Raw genomic sequence first — 18,136 nt, forward strand, 5'->3', positions numbered from 1 at the left:
TGTTATAATTGGCCCGCTATGAGAAGAGATAAATTGGCTATATCTATTAATGGTGGTGGTGCGCTGGGCATTGGTCCGGTTGCGCTGATGTGTGAAATTGAAAAGAAGCTTGGGGAAGGCTGGATTTCTAAGAATGCTGCCGCTTTTGGTGGTACCTCTACCGGCGCTATCGTAGCGGCTTGCCTCGATGAGGGAATGTCTGCAGAAAAGATCCGTAAGTTCTACCGCGATAACTTGAAGGATATTTTCAAGAAATATTCCTTGTGGGAACGCATTAAGGATCTTAAAAAGCCGACTTATAATCATGCACGCTTGAAAGAACTTCTAATGGACTGCATGAAGGGTAAGTGCAGCGATTGGGAAAAACCGATTTTCATTCCCACAACTCGACTCAATGGTAAAAAGTCTGTAGAAAAGGTTTGGGACAGAGGCGATGCCGATGTGGATAAGTGGTTCGCGGTTCTTTCGTCCACTTGTGCTCCTACCTACTTTGACGTTGAAAAACTTGGCGATACTTGGTATGCCGACGGTGGCATGTGGGCAAATTCTCCCATTGCGGTTTTGAATGCAGGCTTGAAGAGAGCTGGTTTCCGCGACGATTACCGTATCCTTACCTTTGATACTGACATGGATATGATGGTTCGCGTTGAAGACAACCAGACCTTGCTTGGCTGGGGTAGCTACGTGCTTAATGAATGGGTTGCCCGTTCTGGCAAGAGTAGCGATTACGAAGTGATGGCTGACATTGGCCGCGAAAATGTCCATGTGCTTTCGCCGTCTGCAAATGGTAAAAAATACAAGTTGGACGATGTTGCCGATGACAAGCTGGATGAACTTGAAAAAATCTGGCGTGGTTATTTCACGGAACATGAAGAACAAATCATATCCTTCTTGCAAAACACCTAGAGATGACGGCATTGTCATTAAACACGGCACTCCCTTGGGGGTGCTTTGTTTATATTTTTTGGCATGAAAAAAGCTTTCTTGATTTTTTTATTCTTGAGCGTCTTGACAGCTGCCCTAATATCTTTGGGGAGGAACTTATCTAGTTCTTCGTTTGAAAATGCAGATGAATTGCATCCCTCTGTATCGAATGAGCACTACGACGATGTTGCAACAGCCGCAGATACGGCGAGAATAAAAATTTTAGGTTATGACAGAGATGGAAATGGTGTAAGGGATGACCTGGATTCTCTAATTGATGCGAAAATTCCAGACAGTCCTGAAAAAAGGGCTGCTTATCGCTATCTGGCTCGGGCCATACAGAATCAGTGGATTGCTTTTTATGATAATCCGCAAATGACGTATGAGGAAATGCATCCCTATGCAGTTTTTACCTCTTTGGGAATTGAACTTATTGGAGAGCTTAATGCTGAAGTAAATCTTGATTTTAGTCTTTTTGAAGCCAGTTTACTAAATACATTGGAACGGGTTATGTTTAGCGATGAAATTGACAGAATCTTTGTCGGAAAATATTTGCCCGTAGCGGTAAAATCAGATCGGCAATATTCCGATTTGGTATCCTTAGGAATGGGTGCGTTTAATGAAATTTTAGAACAAGAGAGGATGAAATAATGCGAGAAATTTTTTTGAGAAAGAGCAGAATTTTATTCGCATTTTGTTCGCTCATGTTGGTCTCGTGTGTTGATCCTTATAAGTGCGCTAATGAAATTAATACAAATTAAATTACGGTGATTAGCGTAATTTCAACAAAGCCGGTCAAGTCTGTTAAAGCATATATAGGCGACAAAGTTCTTTGCGAAGGCGTTAACGAATTACTCTATAGAAAAAATAAGGAAGAACTCCTTTATCATTATACCTATGATGAAGGGAAAATTGATTCTGAACGTGAGGATTGGTTTGTTGTATATGGATGTTATGTCATACATGATACAACCGTAAAGAATGGGAAGGTTTATTTTGATGTTGAGGAAAATGACAGTATAAATGTCCTTGATGTTGACGACTTGATAATGGGGAAAACACACATTTATGCAATTTCGTTGCAAGACACTGCGTGGCTTTTCGGTTACAAAAGTAGTTTATTGGTAAATGACGCTCAAAATTACGATTTTTCTGTTTAGTCTCGATTGGGCTGCCGTGATGGCTATTGCTTTGTCTCTTTGCCGATGATAGAAGAGGACCTGTGCTTTGATGATTGAAATTTATCGGGGTTTTTAAGGGGTGTCCCCTTAGGGGTGGGGGTAGCGTAAAATTTTGCGCCGCTTGCTTTTGGGGGTGAATTGCGCAAAAGTTGAAGCGAGGGGGCGGCTGCCCCCTTTTTTTATTTTCTAACTTTTCGCCGTAAATTTTTACGAGGTTATTATAATGGCTTTGTTTCGTGAAGTAGTTAAGGAAGAAACCTTCCCGCAGATCGAAGAGCGCGTGCTCGGATTGTGGGATAAGGATGATAGCTTTAAGAAGTCTCTGGACAGCCGTCCGGAAACTGCACCCTATACTTTCTACGATGGCCCTCCGTTTGCAACTGGCCTTCCGCACTATGGTCACTTGCTGGCTGGTACCATCAAGGATATCGTTCCCCGTTACTGGACCATGAAGGGCAAGAAGGTTCCTCGCGGTTTCGGTTGGGACTGCCACGGTCTTCCGATTGAATCTCTGGTTCAGAACGAACTGGGTCTGGCCGGCGTTGCCGAAATCCAGAACCTGGGCGTAGATAAGTTTAACGAAACCTGCCGTAGCAAGGTTCTGAAGTACACCGGTGAATGGCGCAAGACGGTTCGTCGCATGGGCCGCTGGGTGGACTTCGACAAGGGCTACAAGACCATGGACAAGAACTTCATGGAATCTGTGTGGTGGGTGTTCAAGCAGTGCTTCGACAAGGGCCTCATCTATCAGGGCTACCGCATCCAGCCGTACAGCCCGGCTCTTGCAACTCCGCTTTCCAACTTCGAAACCAACCAGGGCTATAAGGACCGTCAGGACCCGTCCTTGACTCTTATCTTCCCGCTGGTTTCCGACGACGCTAAGTTTGCTGGCTCCAACATCCTGGTTTGGACCACCACTCCCTGGACTCTTCCTTCCAACTTCGCTATTGCAGTGAAAGCTGACGCCGAATATGTTTGCGTTGAACAGGACGGCAAGAAGTTCTGGGTCATGGGTACCCGCGCTGGCGCCTATTTCAAGAATCCCAACATCGTGGACAAGTGCATGGGTTCCGACCTGGCCGGCCTCAAGTACGAAGCCTTGTTCCACATTAGCGACGCCTACGCTACTGCCGAAGAACTGGCAAAGCGTTATACCATCTACGTTGCCGATTTCGTTAGCGACGAAGACGGTGCCGGTGCTGTGCATATCGCTCCTTCCTTCGGTGAAGAAGACTTCCAGCTGGGCGCATCTCTTGGCCTGGGTCTTTTTGACCCGCTGGATACCGAAGGCAAGTTCACCGACAAGGTCCCCATGTGGAAGGGACTGGGTGCAAAGGAAGCCGACAAGAGCATTATCGCTTACCTCAAGGAACAGGGCCGCGTGTTCAAGCACGAAACCTTCGTTCATAGCTACCCCCACTGCTGGCGTACCGGCGTGCCTCTGCTGTACCGCGCCCTCAAGACTTGGTTCTTGAAGATCGATGGCGAAGTTACCAATGCAGAAGGTGTCACCAAGACTTTGAAGGAATGGATGGTCGAAAACAACCAGACCGTGAACTGGGTTCCCGACCACATCAAGAGCGGCCGCTTCGGTAAGTGGATTGCCAACGCCCGCGACTGGAACCTTTCCCGTAACCGTTTCTGGGGTACCCCGATTCCTGTATGGATTGCTGACGACGGCGAAATGATCGCTGTGGGCTCCATCAAGGAATTGGCAGACCTTACTGGCGAAACTCTGGACGACTTGCACAAGCACTTCGTGGACAAGATTGTCATCAAGAAGGACGGCAAGGAATTCAAGCGTACTCCGGAAGTGTTTGACTGCTGGTTCGAATCTGGCTCCATGCCTTATGCTAGCCGCCACTATCCGTTTGAAAACAAGGAACTGGTTGAAAAGAGCTTCCCGGCTGACTTCATTGCCGAAGGCCTTGACCAGACTCGTGGTTGGTTCTACACCCTGACTGTTCTTTCTAACGCTCTGTTCCAGAAGCCTGCCTTCAAGAACGTGATCGTGAACGGTATCATCTTGGCCGAAGACGGTTCCAAGATGTCCAAGTCCAAGAAGAACTATCCGGACCCCAACGAACTTATCGAACGTACCGGCGCTGACGCTATCCGCCTGTTCCTCATTAACTCTGCTGCACTGAAGGCCGAAGACCTGCGCTTCTCTGAAGAAGGCGTGAAGGGTATCGTGAAGCAGGTGATGCTCCCGCTGTGGAACGCCGTTAGCTTCTTCGTAAGTAACCACAATGCCGACGCCGCCAAGGGCCAGCTGAACTGGAATCCGGGTGAAGTGGTGAAGTCCGAAAACGAACTGGACCGCTGGATGCTTGCAACCCTGCAGGATCTGGCCGCCAAGGTCGAAGTGGAAATGAAGGCTTACCGTTTGTACAACGTGGTGCCTGCAATCATCGCCGCTGTGGATGACCTGACCAACTGGTATGTTCGTCGTAGCCGCCGCCGTTTCTGGAAGTCTGAAAACGATGGCGACAAGAATGCAGCTTACGCTACCATGTACAAGGTGCTGGTGGACTTCAGCAAGATTCTTGCTCCGTTCCTGCCGCTCCTGGCCGAAGAAATCTACCAGATTCTCGTTCGCGAAGTGGATGCCAACGCTCCTGTTAGCGTACACCTCTGTGAATTCCCCAGCGCAGACGAATCCTTGAAGGACGAAGCTCTGGTGCAGCGTATCGCAATGGTCCGCGGCATGGTGGAAATGGGCCGTGCAATTCGCGCTACGAACAACGTAAAGAATCGTATGCCGATTGCTTCCATGACTGTGGTGCCCCATGGTGCCGTAGAAAAGGAAGTGGCCGAAACCATGAAGGACCTCATCCTCGAAGAACTGAACGTTCGCGAAATGAAGTTCCTTGAAGATGAAACTGTTCTTGTTAAGTTGTCTGCAAAGCCCAACTTCCTGGGTATCAAGGCCAAGGGTCCTGAATACGCCAAGAACATGAAGGTCATCTCTGCAAAGCTCAACAGCCTGAGCGCTGACGAAATCAAGGCCTTGCAGGGTGGTGAAACCATCAAGTTCGAATTTGGCGAAGTGGGTGCCGACTGCCTCATGATCCAGCGCATTGTGCCGGAAGGCCTTGCCGTGGATGCTGACAGCCACTTTACCGTTGCTCTGGACCTGAACGTTACCGACGACCTGCGCCGCGCTTGCGTCGCCCGCGAATTGGTGAACCGCATCCAGAACCGCCGTAAGGAACAGAACTACACCATCACTGACAAGATCGAAGTGACCTTGTTCTCTGAAAGTGAAATGTTCAAGCAGGCTGTTGTGGAAAACGAAGCTTACATCATGGGCGAGACACAGGCTGTTAAGCTGACCTGGGCTGCCGCCGCTGATGGCCTCGAAGCCAACGACGCTGACGGAGAAGCTTTTGCTTTCACTACGGTAAAAGCCTAACAAGGCGAACGTCGCGGACATGCTTGCATGTCCATGACTGAGCCGCATAGGCTAGGCGCGAAGCGCCCAGGCTTAATCGTCATTCTGGAGGGGCAACGCCCCGATAGAATCCATTTTACAAGGTCCCCGAAGTTAACCGCTTCGGGGATTTCTTCTGCTATTGACAAATATCATAAAATAAGATATAATTTTATGATATGAGTTTTAAAAAGAAAAAAGAAATTGACTTGCTGAAAGATGTGGCTGCTGCTTACAATGGGGTTGTGCTTTCCTCAAAGTCCGGGTCAGTGGGAATTTCACGGGCCCAGTTATCGTCTTTGTGCAAGTTGGGCGAACTTGTCCGGGTGGCGCAAGGGCAGTATGTTTTGCCAGATGCAATTCCAGATGAAATCTTCATGATTTCGTCTCGTTCAGATAATTTGATTATTTCTCACGAAACGGCCCTTTTCTTGCACGGCTTCTCGGAACGGACTCCTTTTGAACATTCAATAACAGTTCCCTTTGGACATGCACCGTCATTGTCTCTGAAAAATGCCTGCAAGGTATTCACTTGCAAGCCAGAACTATTTGATTTGGGAGTGACGGAGGTGAAAACTCCTTTTGGTAATACCGTTCGCTGCTATGACCTGGAAAAAACAATTTGTGATTTGATCAAGAACAGATCCCGCGTAAGCAACGAACTGTTGCTTACTGCAATTAAAAGATATGCTGCATGGGATGGCAAGGACTTAAATAAGCTTGCAGAATACGCGAAGAAACTTAGGGTTTCCAAAATTCTGAAAACTTACCTGGAGGTGCTGCTTTGAAAAATGCGATGAGCCTAAAAGCTGTTGTTCGGAATCGTGCGAAGGAACTGCAAGTCCCTCCGCAGGTTCTTTTGCAGAATTTAATGTTTGAACGATTTTTACTTCGTCTAGTCAAGTCGCCCTATAAGAATAAGTTCATTATTAAGGGTGGAATGCTAATCTCTTCAACACTTGGGCTGAGCCGCAGATCGACAATGGATTTGGACATGACTTTACAGGGACTGGATTTAAAGCCCGATGTATTGAAGACTGCATTGCAGAGCGTTTGTGAAATTGATTTAGATGATGGATTTTCGTTGAGCGTGAATCGCCTAGAACCTATTCGTGATGATGATTGCTATGGTGGTTTTAGGGTTTTTGTCGATGCAAAGTATGATTTTATTCATGTCCCGATGACGATTGATATTTCAACAGGTGATGTCATTACGCCGGGTGCAGAACGGGTGACTTTGTGTGGAACTTTGGATAGTTCATTAAAGATTCGCTTGTTTGGATATAATGTGGAAACTATTCTTGCTGAAAAAGTTGAAACTATTTTGAGTAGATCAGTGTATAATACTCGTCCACGAGATTTTTATGATGTTTACTCTCTGACTAGAGTCTGTAAATATGACCAAAAAATTTTTAAGGACGCTTTAGCTGCAACATCAAGACATCGAAAGTCGGAAGAGAAAATTGCGGATAAAGAAAAAATTCTCTGCCAGATTGAAAATAGTGAAGATTTACAATCACAGTGGACGAAATATACACAGCAATTTTCTTTCGCAAGTAAATTGCCTTTTTCTGAAATGACTAATTTGCTCAGAAATCTTTTACTTTAATAGAATATATACAGCGCAAAGCTCAACAAAATTGCGATTTGTACGGAAATGATGAAAACAGCAACTTCTCGTTTAAAAGAAGGCTTTTTGAAGAATGTTGCCACTAGGGGCCATAGGGATGCTGTTAAAAGAATGAATAGGCAATATTCAAAGGCTTGACCAAATGAGTACATTTCGTATTCAAAAGAATGAATGTCATGCGGTGAGCCCAAATCCGAAATAAAAAAATAAACTGTCCACGGGACAAGCCAAATTGAGGCAATCCATACAGCCTTCTTAAGGAACGCTTTAAAGTTAAACAGTTTAAGTTTCAACTCAATGAGAAAATTGATTGCATTGACTAGGCTCCATGACAATATAAATGGAGCTAAAAAAGGCATCAGTATACCACTACCAGGCACACTTCTATCAGTAAGAAACTCAAAGAGGCATACTAAGGGGATATAAGCCAATGGGCCTAACGACCCAAAGGCTTGCACGAGAATTGCGGCAACGGAAATTCTGGATTTTTCTTTACCAGAATTTTCGTTTGACGTTGTTGAAATGTTGACGATAGGTGTCGTCATCCATTGTCTCCCTGTATACTTCGTATTGGCCCCAGGGCGTTTTTCGAACTCTGAACAATCCGTTCGTTTTTGCTTCCCATAGTGCACGAAGCATTTGTTCTTCGCTAGTTAAATATTTGTAATTCGTACCGTTGGCTCGCCCTATTTCATTGTTGAGCAAGTCTGCGGTAGAATCTGCATCATCTAAATTACTAAAAAAGCGTTGGTTAGGGTTGGGCTTGTAATTAGCCTCATGACAATATCCGACCTTTTGGGCGATGTCTGCAGAATGCTTTGTTGTTATGTCGGCTTGCCACATCACATGCCGTAGTGCACCAGCCCAGGAACCTCTGTCGTCTTGGACGGGAACGTATTCGTTTATGACAGAAGCAAAAGTCTCGGCTTTGCGTGTGCTGCTAGAATCTGATTGCAAAAAACTAGGGAATCTTGAATTTCGTGGGATTCCGAGACTTTTCGCAATTTTGAAACTTTCACTCCAGTAATCGGGAAAAGTCTCCCTTGTCATACACAAGGCTTGCCCTATTAATGATTGTGCTTTTTTCTTTGTATCTTCTGACAGGAATGCCATACGAATCCCCTTGAAAATCCTGCTAATACTGTAACCATAACGGATTATTTTATGGCGTACAGGAACAACTGCGACTGGCGTAGTCGTGTCAAATTTGTTTTGAAAGGGCCCTGCCTCGCTCAGGGATTGCCTTGGTGTAAACCACCAACTCGAGGGTCGGCCTCCACGTAGCCGTCAGGTTTTTCTTAATCAGAGTCCTAGGAACTCAGGTATCGCCTGCTCGATACTCTTTTACGTGAACCATACAGGATCGAATCCTGCTGGGATCTGGGAAATGAAGCTCCCCAGTTGAGCTATCTTAATAATAAATAAAAAGAAGGATAAATGCAAGAGGAAAATCCCCGATGCCGGTGTGGGGCGTCGGGGGGGAGGTTGCTTAGATTATTTAAAGACATGCGGAATACGGAAGCGATTTTATGTAGTCTTCCATGAATTGCCAGTCCGGTTCATAGATGGCTTTGCCAGATTCATCTTTTTTCCCGGTGTTGATGGCGGGGAGTTTGATTAAGGATGCAGGCATTCTCTTTGGCCTCCATTTTCTTCCGTAATCCCACCGAAATTGTTCTTTTTCTATGATAGTACAAAGAAACATTGCGGTGTACACATTTAGATTTACGTCCCATCGGCCGTTGAGATACAACGGATTAACATCATGCGTGCAAGTGAATTTTTTGTTTTGGTAAAAAGCATAACCAACAGAACCATTATTCGACACGGTGATGCATCCCTCTTTGAATATTTTTTCATCAAGGGAGGCGTTTGGTTCAGATCCTGTTTTTGAAGATTCTTCTATCGTTTCTAAATCATGAAATGAGGTAATGCCGTTGTTTGAATCTGTTGCCCCTATAAAAGGAATGTTTCCCAATGGGTTTTCATCGGGCTTTTTGTTGTAAAATCCTTTGCAGATTTCAAAAACCTCGTCATATCTAAACCAATGCCATTTAGACATGTTCAATTCTATTGCTTTTCGAGCAATCGGTTTGCTTTCAAATGGCGTGCCAATGCATTTTGTTTTTACATTTTGAGGAACCTCTTCTCTTGCAGGGACCAACAAGGAATCAAACGTGTAATTAGCTTCTCGACCAAAAGTTGAAAACCGAAATCTGTTTGCCTCGATACATTGGCAATAAAAGAGTTTTTCGGCCAACCCCATTTCTACGATCGGCACTAAAACCTTCACATTTTGCCCAGTGTAGAAATCCTCTTGCTGAACAAATGAAGAAAGGACGCTTCCGCCCATGGCTACTGTAATAGAGCCAGCTTTAAAAGGTTCCTTCTTATCAACTTTTTGAATTCTTGCGGAAACACCACAATTAGAATTGCTTCGATTGACAAAATTAAAACCTTGATTTTTACCACAAATTTCGCACTTGTTCAAATCAAGCTGCGAACCATAACAAATATTGAAAATTTCGTCTAGCCGTTTCATTCTATTTGACACCATTCAAAAATTTGAACGCAGCATATTCTTTTATCTTTTTTTCAAAATCTGCCGCACACAACGTTGAATAATCCGTTTCCATATAAGCTTCTGCGCACCATTCATCTTCATGGGAAACGTGGTGCATTACGGAGTAGCCAGGTTCTTCAATCTTGTTTTGGTATAAATACAACCATTTCTTTCGGATTTCTTCCCATTTTCCATGGGCATCAATTCGACCTAATTTTTTCCTTTTTACAAAACCATCGTCTCGGAAATAACCAAAGAAAGTTCTTTTGTCCTCAGGATGGGGAACATTTGCCGTCCAAACCATTACACATGGCGGAGCAGATGCTGCGGGATTGAATATTTCCGTAGGCATGCTGAATACAGCTTCCAATGTATGCTTTTTAAATAGACGTTCACGAACTTCTTTGCAAGTAGTTCCCAAAGCGCAATTGATAGGAACAACAGCAACCGCAATTCCACGAGTGACGAGAATGGATAGTAACTGTTCAACAAATTCAAGTTCATTATAATCATCCTGAGAATACGGAGGATTAATTAAACCTACGTCAATATTTTTCTTTTTTAGTTCTTCGGTTATCTTTTTGTCAAAGCAACTTCCATAATGAATGTTGCTCTTTCCGTCACGACGGACAATCATATTAGCGATGCAAAGCGTATAGATGTGCGGATCCGCTTCAATACCATAAAGACCATCTTCCCTGATTTTTTGAATTTCGTGGTAATTCGCATTCTTGAACATTTTGCTCATCGCAGTTACTAAGAATCCACCAGATCCAGCGCATGTGTCCAAAACTCGACTTTTCTTATTTAGGCCACTTACATCGCACATCAGTTCGGTTAAGTGTTGCGGAGTTAAAACAATTCCAAGAGCCTTTCCATCATCGCCATTGGAAAACTTGATGAATTCATGATAAAATTCACCAAGAGCATCAATGGATGAATCTGCAATATTCATCATTGGCTTGATTTTCATGTCCAGTTCTTGAATGTACCAACGTAACGAATAGTCTTCATTCATTTTTGTTGTCTGGAAATGATGTAAACTGGACACATTTTTAAAAGTATTCAAGATATTGTCTATACGGTCTTGTTTTACACCAGCATCACCTAACACATCGGATATGGCGGAACTGATATTCCATTCCAGCCCTTTTAAGGTAGTAGCGTTCATATAAGCTTCTTCAAAATCTTCGTTCTGAAGGGCAATAAGAATACCCGCTATAAAAATTGGTTTATCGTTCGCAGTCACTTTTGCAACTCGTAAACTATTACTCATATCTATAGCGGTCTGACGAATTTCTTCTAAGGAATATTGCCTTGAAATACGTTCGCCTTTCAAATACTGTAGATAAATGGCGGGTTCTAAAAGGATATTTAACCTAGAGAGCTCCTTATACTCATCATGTCCTTTTTGCCAATAAAAGGTGCTTATTTTTGAGTCATCTTTTTTACTACCGCTAACACCAATGGCAATGACATTATACCGCTCTTTTAAAAATTTTGCATAGTACAAAGCTCCATCAACCGCAAAATCTTTTGGCTTATTCAGTTTGTCCGATTGATGCTGTTTTACGCTCCTTTTGCACTCAACCACAATGATTGTATTTGCGTTTTTATGAAATGTTATGATGAATTCCGGTTTTGCTTTCCCAGTTCCTCCTAGAGAGTAGTCTTCAATAGCACATTCTTTCGGCTTGCCACCAGCTTTTTCAAGAAGTTTTTCTATTGCAGAAATATCAGGAACGTCGCCTTGCGGATAGACTTTTCCAAATTCATTCTCCCCAAGGTCGCATCTCATTTCCTTGAGTACAAAGTTTTCACTAAACTTCTCGTTTGCCATGCCGTATCCTTCCAAATAAAAGTGATTTCATTTCCACTCAAATTCGAAAGGATTCCGGCTTCGCAAATAAAAAAGGCGTGGAACCGAATGCTCCTATTGACGCAGAGGGTCACCACAACCCATCAATCCATAGGCGCAAACGGCCCACGCCCCAAACGGGACGTGAGCACTCGCCTTATTCGTGGATTGACTTTTGAAGTGGTGAATTTCTGCGTCAGCGAATAAGAGTCGAAAACTCAATAAAACCTGCGTTCAGCCTCGCTCTCGCAAAACCGAACTATGTCAATATCAAATATAAAAAAGCTAACGAAAAAACGAGATTATTTTTGAGTTGTGTCTTATTTTGCTTAAAATTTTACGAAAGATTTTGTATATTTGGAAACGGAGGTTTTGTATGGCGTGTATTCTGCCTGTTTCTGATTTGCGCAACTATAACGAAGTTCTTCAGAATGTTTCTGAAGGATCTCCTGTTTTCTTGACGAAGAATGGCCGAGGCTGTTTTGTGGTCATCGATATCAAGGAGTATGAACGCTTGACTGCAGAACATAAATTACAGAAGTCCTTGGAGGAAGGCGAACAATCTGCAAAGGAATCTGGCTGGCTGGCTGCAGCTGACGTACGTGCAAAGTACGAGGTCTAAATGGCCTCTGTATTTATCTCCCCGAAAGCCGTTGAAGATTTAGACGGTATCAAAGATTATATTGAAATCGAATTGAAAAGCCCGCAGGCTGCTAAAAATGTCATTAAGAAAATTATTGACGGCTATGAAAAGCTAGCGGAGTTTCCGGAACTTGGTGCTGAAATTGAAACTACAAATGCCTTTTTAAAATGTTATAGGCATCTTGTTGTTGATAACTATGTGATTTTCTATCGTGTGGAATCGGGTGATATTTTTGTTGTCCGAATACTTCACCGACTGATGGATTATTTGAAAATCTTGTGATTATGGAACTTGGTGCTTAATTCCCAGAGCTTCATTCAGGCTGCCGGTGCGGTAGCCTTTTTCGTCGAGACGAACTTCTGCGAAGCCGAGGTTTTTGAGAGTCTGGATGATAAGTTCTTGATTTGTTTTGAACAGGTCGAATTGCTCGGGAAGAAGTTCAATGGAGGCGGTAAGGGCCGTTGTGGGGGAGGACTGCGCGGAGCCTGTTTGGGTGGTGAGTTCGCGGCAGCGTACTCTATATTGTACAAAGCCTAAATCCTGCAGAAATTTTTCGGCGGTTTCGACTAACTGCAATTTTTGTCTTGTTATGCGCTCCCCGTAGGGAATGCGGCTGGCGAGGCATGCGAAGGAGGGCTTGCTTGCGGTGGGGAGATTGAGTTCCCGGGAGAGTTCACGGATTTCTGATTTGGTGAGGCCGGCTTCTCGCAGGGGGCTCTTGACGGAAAGTTCTGCGATGGCTTTCATGCCGGGGCGGTAATCCCCTTCGTCGTCCTTATTGCTGCCTTCGCAGACGACGAACTCATCTCGCACGGTGGCTTGAATGGATGAGAAGATTTGCCTTTTGCAGATGTAGCAGCGGTTAGGAGGATTTTCTGCGAATCCTGGCACGGACATTTCGTCGTGAAGGATGAATTGGTGACGAATGTTTTCGCGTTTGCAGAAAGCTTCCGCTTCGTTCATTTCTGCAGCGGGAACCAGATGGGACTTTACCGTAATGGCGATGGCATTATCGCCTAAGGTATCGTGAGCTACTTTTAGAAGGAACGTAGAATCGACGCCGCTAGAATAGGCGATGGCCACCTTGCCATAGCTGCGGAGAATTTCTTTGAGACGTTCTTTCTTTTCTTGTAGATTCATGGGTGCGCAACCTTAGAATTTTGCGTTCGCCTTGGCGGCGTCGGCGACTTCGCGGTAGGTGACGCCTGCTTGGTCTGCAACTTTCTTGACGCTGTCAAATTCCGGCTTGTACTTCACGATGTCGCCCAGCTCGCATTTCTTGACGGTGACGGTTCCGTAAGGTGTTGCAATGTCAGCGAAACTGCGGTCCATGCACGTGCGGCTTACAGGATAACGCCTGAGTCCCACCGTCGTTGTGTGGCGGAAGATTGCTGTTTCAATTTGTGGCAACTTTTCCTCGTCGGCAAGGACTCGCAGGATCACTGCGGGGCGGTTCTTCTTCATGTAGCAGGGAACGTAATGAACGTCTCTTGCGCCGGCTTCAAAAATCTTTTCCATGGCGAGCCCCAATTCCTCGGGACTTTGATCATCGATGTTGCATTCAATCATGAAAATATTTTCGCCATCTGCGTCGCGAACTTCAACATCTTCAATAATCTGTGCCCGCAGGAAATTGGCTCTTCCGAAATCTCGCTTTCCAAGGCCGATGCCTGTCTTTAAAATCTTGTACTGTTCCGGAAGCTTTTCGCTGGTGCGTAGTGCGGCCACAACGCCGATGCCTGTGGGGGTGACCATCTCGCCCTTGGTGTCGGTAACGTGGAGGGCAATGCCTGCGGCTTCTGCAATGCTTGCCACAGCGGGAACGGGAATGGGGAGCATTCCGTGTTGAGTTTGCACAAATCCGAAGCCTTCGTTAAGCCCTGTCACCACGCACTTTTCAATGCCAAAATTTTCTCGCAGGTCGTCAACAAGAACGGCCACCGCCATAATGTCGACGATGGAATCGATGGCACCAACTTCGTGGAAGTGAACGTCCTCTACTGCGACACCGTGGGCTTTGGCTTCGGCCTCGGCGATAATGCGGAAAATTTTCTTGGAGATGTCCAGGGCGTTGCTAGAAAATGCGGGTGCGGCAGGATTGTGTTCTGCGCAATGTCCAGCAGCATGTTCTAGAATGTGGTAAACTTCTGCCAGGTGGCGGTGCTCATGGTGATGACCATGTTCGTGATGATACCCTTCGCAATGATCATGATGGTGCTCGTGATTATGCTCGTGGTGATATTCCACGTAACCTTCTTCGTGAGCATCTATGTGGTCGGCGCTTTCTTCACCGTGATGGGTGTGGACATGAACATCAAAGTTCATCCCTGCGATGCTGTAGGAATTGCCCCTTTCAATATGACAATGCATTCCTTCCAGGTGCATGGCGTGAATGGCGGACTCCAGTCTTTCGCGGGATGCGCCTAAGTCCAGCAAGGCGGCAACGGTCATGTCTCCGCTGATACCACAAGATCCATCAAGATAAAGATATTTCATAATTCTTCAAGTCCGCGGCGCTCTCAGTCGCATTGAAATTTTTGATTCGTCTGTGTTTTACTTTTTGATGCGTAACATTCTCACTGCACTGACGGCGGCGCCATAACCGTTGTCGATGTTCACTACGGAAACCCCTTCTGCGCATGTGTTCAGCATGGTCAAAAGCGGGCTCAGTCCGTTGAAGGATGCTCCGTAGCCAACAGAGGTTGGAACTGCAATCACGGGGGCTTTTGTAAGTCCTGCGATAACGCCTGCCAATGCGCCTTCCATGCCTGCGACAGCAATAATGACATCGGCCTTGCGGATTTCATCCATCTTTGAAAGAAGTCGGTGAATGCCTGCGATGCCTACGTCAAAGTGGCGCTCAACCTTGGCTCCGAAAAATTCTGCAGTCTGGGCGGCTTCTTCGGCGATGGGCAAGTCGGCGGTGCCTGCGCAACATACTGCGATGGAGCCTTTAAGTGAACGGCCTGCTCTCGCGACTTTCGCATTCGCAGATCCTTTTGCGTACCTCTTAACTTTCATGGTCAAGATTCTGGAAGTCTCGTCGTAACGAATTGCCGGTGCGTCCGTGGTCCCGCTTTTAACAGGCGCGCCATTCCAACTTTCTTGTACAAAATCAGCTTGTTCCTTGGTGCATTTTGTTCCCAATACAGAACATCCATTCTTGGCAAATGTTTCAAGAATCTTTAACAGCTGTTCCTTGGTCTTGCCGGGGCAGAAAATGGCCTCGCTGGTACCGGTTCGGTTCTCGCGGCTTACATCCAGCTTTGCAAAACTGATATCGTCAAACTTTTCATCTTTCATACCCTAAATATACAATCTAGAGTTTACTCTAACACAAGTGTCGGAAGGTTCTTTTTTGCATAAAATGATTTTTTTCGGTCCTACTACCTAGTAGAATAAAGTCTAATAAAATGTTTGTCGTAAATGTAATTGGGTGCTATGAGGCTACCCCTAACTATGATAAATTGGGCTATGGAAATAACTATATTTTTCATGTTGCGATTTGACATTCTTCCGTGGCTCATAGTTGATTGATCATGAAAAAAATACTACTAATCATTGCTTGCTTGTTTTTGTGGAATTGCGGAAATTGTGGTCACGCCAAGAGTTATTATATATTTGTGGAGAAAAGTTCGAAAATAGTCAAGTTCGACAGCACCTTTGTGAAGGACGCCAGGATTACCGGAGGAAGAGTGGATTTGAATCCGGAGGGAATATCGGAAAAGTACTTTGAAATGATCTATGTTTATTTGGATAGTAACAAGTATGGAAATTCATTACCTAAAAAAGTAATTGGATCGTTTTTTAAGGGTCGAGAAGAAGTCTTAATTGATTCAATGAATATTGTCGTCAAGGAGAAGACGATACATGGCGTGGGAATATTTGTACAGCAAAAAATTATCGGAGATGAAACTCGATTGAAATTGGTAATCTACAAAGATAATGAAGATTCTGAGCCTTTGATTTTGGAGTTCGATATTGAGCAAAACAGTTGGAAGGAAAGACGTTCTAGCTGCCTTGCTGAATATCTTCTATTATAATGCTTATTTTAACTTTTGGTGTATCGTAGATGATGGGTCTAACCTAATTTTTTTTGAGGGTTTAGACTTTTTTTAGAAAAAGTTCTTGCATTAGAGTTGACTCTAGGTATTATATTTCAAGTGATAAATATTTTAATACAGGAGTACTTATGTGCTGTTTTATCGCCCCCATGGCTGAAGCCATCGTTACCACCGTCACCACCATCGTTTTGGAACAGACCGACAAGTCTGCCAAGCAGGGTGCTGATCTTCAGGTTGCTACCAAGAAGCAGGCTGTCTGCAAGAATCTGAAGGTTCTTTCCAAGATGCTTTGGGGCGGTTCTGTTCTGTTGGCTTTTGAACATGTCTGGCACGGCGAACTGCAGGCCTTCTATCCGTTTTTGACAGCGGCTTCTAGCCCCGAAGCCATGAGCCAGATGTGGCATGAAGTCGCTACCGTGGGTACATCCATGGCGGGCCTTGTTACAGTGACCTGGGCCGCTCTTATGGCAGTCCGCAGCAAGTTCCACAAGGCTGTTCCTGCAGAAGTAAAGGCAGGTAAGTAATGACACTTCTCATCACTGTTTTTGCGGCGATTATCTGCACCGCTCTTTGGTACCGCGATGTTGAGAACAAGATGCGTCTTTCTCCCTTGTGCTACATGTACTGGGGCGCATCCCTCATGTGGTTCGTAGATGCCATTTTTGAATATGCAGAACTTCGCGCTGAATTTTTCACCCCGGCTGCAGGCGACATGCTGAATGACGCTTTCCTGGGTTTCTCCGCTGTGGCATTTGGCCTTGTGATTTGGCTTGCCATGCTCCTCATTAAAGACCCCAAGGGTCGTTTCCATAAGGTGGCTTAAATGGACCGTCGTGATTTTATAAAGACTGTAGGTTCCGCTGCACTCATTAGCGCCATGGCTACACCCGTTTTTGGTAAGCCCAAGAATCAGGAAGTAAAGGAAGCGGGCAAGGATGTTTCCAACGTCTACTTCACCAAGGATCTTTCTGCTGAAGGTCTAATCAAACTTTATAACAAGGTGAACCAGAACATTTCCGGTAAGGTGGCCATCAAGGTTCACACCGGCGAAAAGAATGGCCCCAACATTTTGCCCCGCGAATGGGTGAAGGCTGTGCAGGCCCTGATTCCCAATTCCAACATTGTGGAAACCAACACCTACTATCATCCCAGCGACCGCGACACTACCGAAAAGCATCGCGAAACCTTGAAGGTGAACGGCTGGACTTTCTGCCCCGTGGACATCATGGACGAAGAAGGTACGGTAATGCTCCCTGTTCCTGGCGGCAAGCACTTTAAGGAAATGAGCATGGGCGGCCACATTGTGAATTACGATTCTATGGTGGTGCTGACTCATTTCAAGGGCCATACCATGGGCGGTTTCGGCGGTTCCCTCAAGAACATCGCCATCGGCTGTGCCGACGCCAATGTGGGCAAGAAGATGATTCACGAAAAGATGGAAGATCCGGATTACAACGCAAAGCCGGAACTTTACCCCAAGTGGAGTAACAGCGGCAAGCGCTTCATGGAAGCCATGGCTGAATCCGGCAAGGCAACCGTCAATCACTTTAAGGGCAAGATGTGCTTTATCAATGTGCTGCGCCGTATGTCCGTGGACTGCGACTGTGCTGGCGTTGGCGCTGCTGAACCCACTTGCCGCGACATCGGTATCCTTGCTTCCACCGATATTCTCGCTGTGGACCAGGCCAGCGTAGACATGGTTTACAAGCTGCCCATTGGCGAACTGAAGGATATCAAGGAACGCATTGAAAGCCGCGAAGGACTTCATCAGCTCCCAGCAATGGAAGCGTTGAAAATGGGTAATCGCAAGTATCGCATTATCGAAGTGTAATGTAAGAGG

19 protein-coding genes are annotated in these 18,136 nt (G+C 45.4%); 12 read left to right on the forward strand and 7 right to left on the reverse strand.

What is annotated here, in order from left to right; translation table 11 throughout:
• Nucleotides 1-33 precede the first annotated feature (33 nt).
• The 6 genes from BUB94_RS00320 (at nt 34) to BUB94_RS00345 (ending at nt 7,147) form a co-directional block, all read left to right on the forward strand.
• Nucleotides 34-906: a patatin-like phospholipase family protein gene (locus BUB94_RS00320; RefSeq protein ID WP_073233302.1), complete on the forward strand. Its 873-nt coding sequence runs from the start codon at nt 34-36 to the stop codon at nt 904-906.
• A 63-nt stretch (nt 907-969) separates the two neighbouring features.
• Nucleotides 970-1,575, forward strand: coding sequence for a hypothetical protein (locus tag BUB94_RS00325; protein ID WP_139258228.1), 606 nt, complete (start codon nt 970-972; stop codon nt 1,573-1,575).
• 116 nt (nt 1,576-1,691) lie between these two features.
• Nucleotides 1,692-2,084, forward strand: coding sequence for a hypothetical protein (locus tag BUB94_RS00330; protein ID WP_073233306.1), 393 nt, complete (start codon nt 1,692-1,694; stop codon nt 2,082-2,084).
• Nucleotides 2,085-2,328: 244 nt separating this feature from the next.
• Nucleotides 2,329-5,520 carry an isoleucine--tRNA ligase gene (gene ileS / locus BUB94_RS00335; protein WP_254793618.1) on the forward strand — a complete coding sequence of 1,064 codons (3,192 nt, stop codon included), beginning with the start codon at nt 2,329-2,331 and terminating at the stop codon, nt 5,518-5,520.
• Between the two features lie 197 nt (nt 5,521-5,717).
• Nucleotides 5,718-6,326, forward strand: a complete 609-nt coding sequence (locus tag BUB94_RS00340) for a type IV toxin-antitoxin system AbiEi family antitoxin domain-containing protein (RefSeq protein ID WP_083537931.1) — start codon at nt 5,718-5,720, stop codon at nt 6,324-6,326.
• Nucleotides 6,323-7,147: a nucleotidyl transferase AbiEii/AbiGii toxin family protein gene (locus tag BUB94_RS00345; RefSeq protein ID WP_139260078.1), complete on the forward strand. Its 825-nt coding sequence runs from the start codon at nt 6,323-6,325 to the stop codon at nt 7,145-7,147. The genes BUB94_RS00340 and BUB94_RS00345 overlap by 4 nt, the downstream gene beginning before the upstream one ends.
• Here BUB94_RS00345 and BUB94_RS00350 read toward each other — a convergent pair.
• From BUB94_RS00350 to BUB94_RS00365, 4 genes are all read right to left on the reverse strand, one after another.
• A complete protein-coding gene (locus BUB94_RS00350) occupies nt 7,144-7,713 on the reverse strand; it encodes a hypothetical protein (protein WP_139260079.1) in 570 nt (189 codons plus the stop codon). The genes BUB94_RS00345 and BUB94_RS00350 overlap by 4 nt on opposite strands.
• Entirely contained in the window at nt 7,661-8,281 is a 621-nt protein-coding gene (locus tag BUB94_RS00355; protein WP_139260080.1) for a DUF6973 domain-containing protein, read from the reverse strand. The genes BUB94_RS00350 and BUB94_RS00355 overlap by 53 nt, the downstream gene beginning before the upstream one ends.
• Before the next feature lie 385 nt (nt 8,282-8,666).
• A complete protein-coding gene (locus BUB94_RS00360; RefSeq protein WP_073233706.1) occupies nt 8,667-9,710 on the reverse strand; it encodes a restriction endonuclease subunit S in 1,044 nt (347 codons plus the stop codon).
• 1 nt (nt 9,711) lies between these two features.
• Complete coding sequence (locus BUB94_RS00365) at nt 9,712-11,571, reverse strand: HsdM family class I SAM-dependent methyltransferase (RefSeq protein WP_073233314.1); 1,860 nt, start codon at nt 11,569-11,571, stop codon at nt 9,712-9,714.
• 394 nt (nt 11,572-11,965) lie between these two features.
• Here BUB94_RS00365 and BUB94_RS00370 point away from each other — a divergent pair, with 394 nt between their 5' ends.
• Nucleotides 11,966-12,211, forward strand: a complete 246-nt coding sequence (locus BUB94_RS00370) for a type II toxin-antitoxin system prevent-host-death family antitoxin (protein ID WP_073233316.1) — start codon at nt 11,966-11,968, stop codon at nt 12,209-12,211.
• Nucleotides 12,212-12,514, forward strand: coding sequence for a type II toxin-antitoxin system RelE/ParE family toxin (locus BUB94_RS00375; protein ID WP_073233318.1), 303 nt, complete (start codon nt 12,212-12,214; stop codon nt 12,512-12,514). It begins immediately after the preceding gene.
• Here the strand turns inward: BUB94_RS00375 and larE are convergent, their stop codons facing one another.
• Genes larE through larB form a run of 3 tightly spaced genes read right to left on the reverse strand, consistent with a single transcriptional unit; the run spans nt 12,515 to nt 15,535 of the window.
• Entirely contained in the window at nt 12,515-13,372 is an 858-nt protein-coding gene (gene larE / locus BUB94_RS00380; RefSeq protein WP_073233320.1) for an ATP-dependent sacrificial sulfur transferase LarE, read from the reverse strand.
• Between the two features lie 12 nt (nt 13,373-13,384).
• The gene (larC, locus tag BUB94_RS00385; RefSeq protein WP_083537937.1) at nt 13,385-14,728 is read right to left on the reverse strand and encodes a nickel pincer cofactor biosynthesis protein LarC; all 1,344 of its coding nucleotides are present in this window, start codon (nt 14,726-14,728) and stop codon (nt 13,385-13,387) included.
• Between the two features lie 57 nt (nt 14,729-14,785).
• Complete coding sequence (larB, locus tag BUB94_RS00390; RefSeq protein WP_073233324.1) at nt 14,786-15,535, reverse strand: nickel pincer cofactor biosynthesis protein LarB; 750 nt, start codon at nt 15,533-15,535, stop codon at nt 14,786-14,788.
• A 236-nt stretch (nt 15,536-15,771) separates the two neighbouring features.
• Between larB and BUB94_RS00395 the strand changes: the two genes are divergently transcribed.
• The 4 genes from BUB94_RS00395 to BUB94_RS00410 all read left to right on the forward strand — a co-directional run bounded on the left by BUB94_RS00395 (nt 15,772) and on the right by BUB94_RS00410 (nt 18,127).
• Complete coding sequence (locus tag BUB94_RS00395) at nt 15,772-16,275, forward strand: hypothetical protein (RefSeq protein ID WP_175549660.1); 504 nt, start codon at nt 15,772-15,774, stop codon at nt 16,273-16,275.
• Nucleotides 16,276-16,424: 149 nt separating this feature from the next.
• Nucleotides 16,425-16,820, forward strand: coding sequence for a hypothetical protein (locus BUB94_RS00400; protein ID WP_073233328.1), 396 nt, complete (start codon nt 16,425-16,427; stop codon nt 16,818-16,820).
• Complete coding sequence (locus tag BUB94_RS00405) at nt 16,820-17,119, forward strand: hypothetical protein (protein ID WP_073233329.1); 300 nt, start codon at nt 16,820-16,822, stop codon at nt 17,117-17,119. Before BUB94_RS00400 ends, BUB94_RS00405 begins: the two co-directional genes overlap by 1 nt.
• Complete coding sequence (locus BUB94_RS00410) at nt 17,120-18,127, forward strand: DUF362 domain-containing protein (protein WP_073233331.1); 1,008 nt, start codon at nt 17,120-17,122, stop codon at nt 18,125-18,127. It begins immediately after the preceding gene.
• The last annotated feature ends 9 nt before the right edge of the window (nt 18,128-18,136 follow it).

Source organism: Fibrobacter sp. UWH9, from assembly GCF_900129715.1.
In the GTDB taxonomy this organism is placed as follows: domain Bacteria; phylum Fibrobacterota; class Fibrobacteria; order Fibrobacterales; family Fibrobacteraceae; genus Fibrobacter.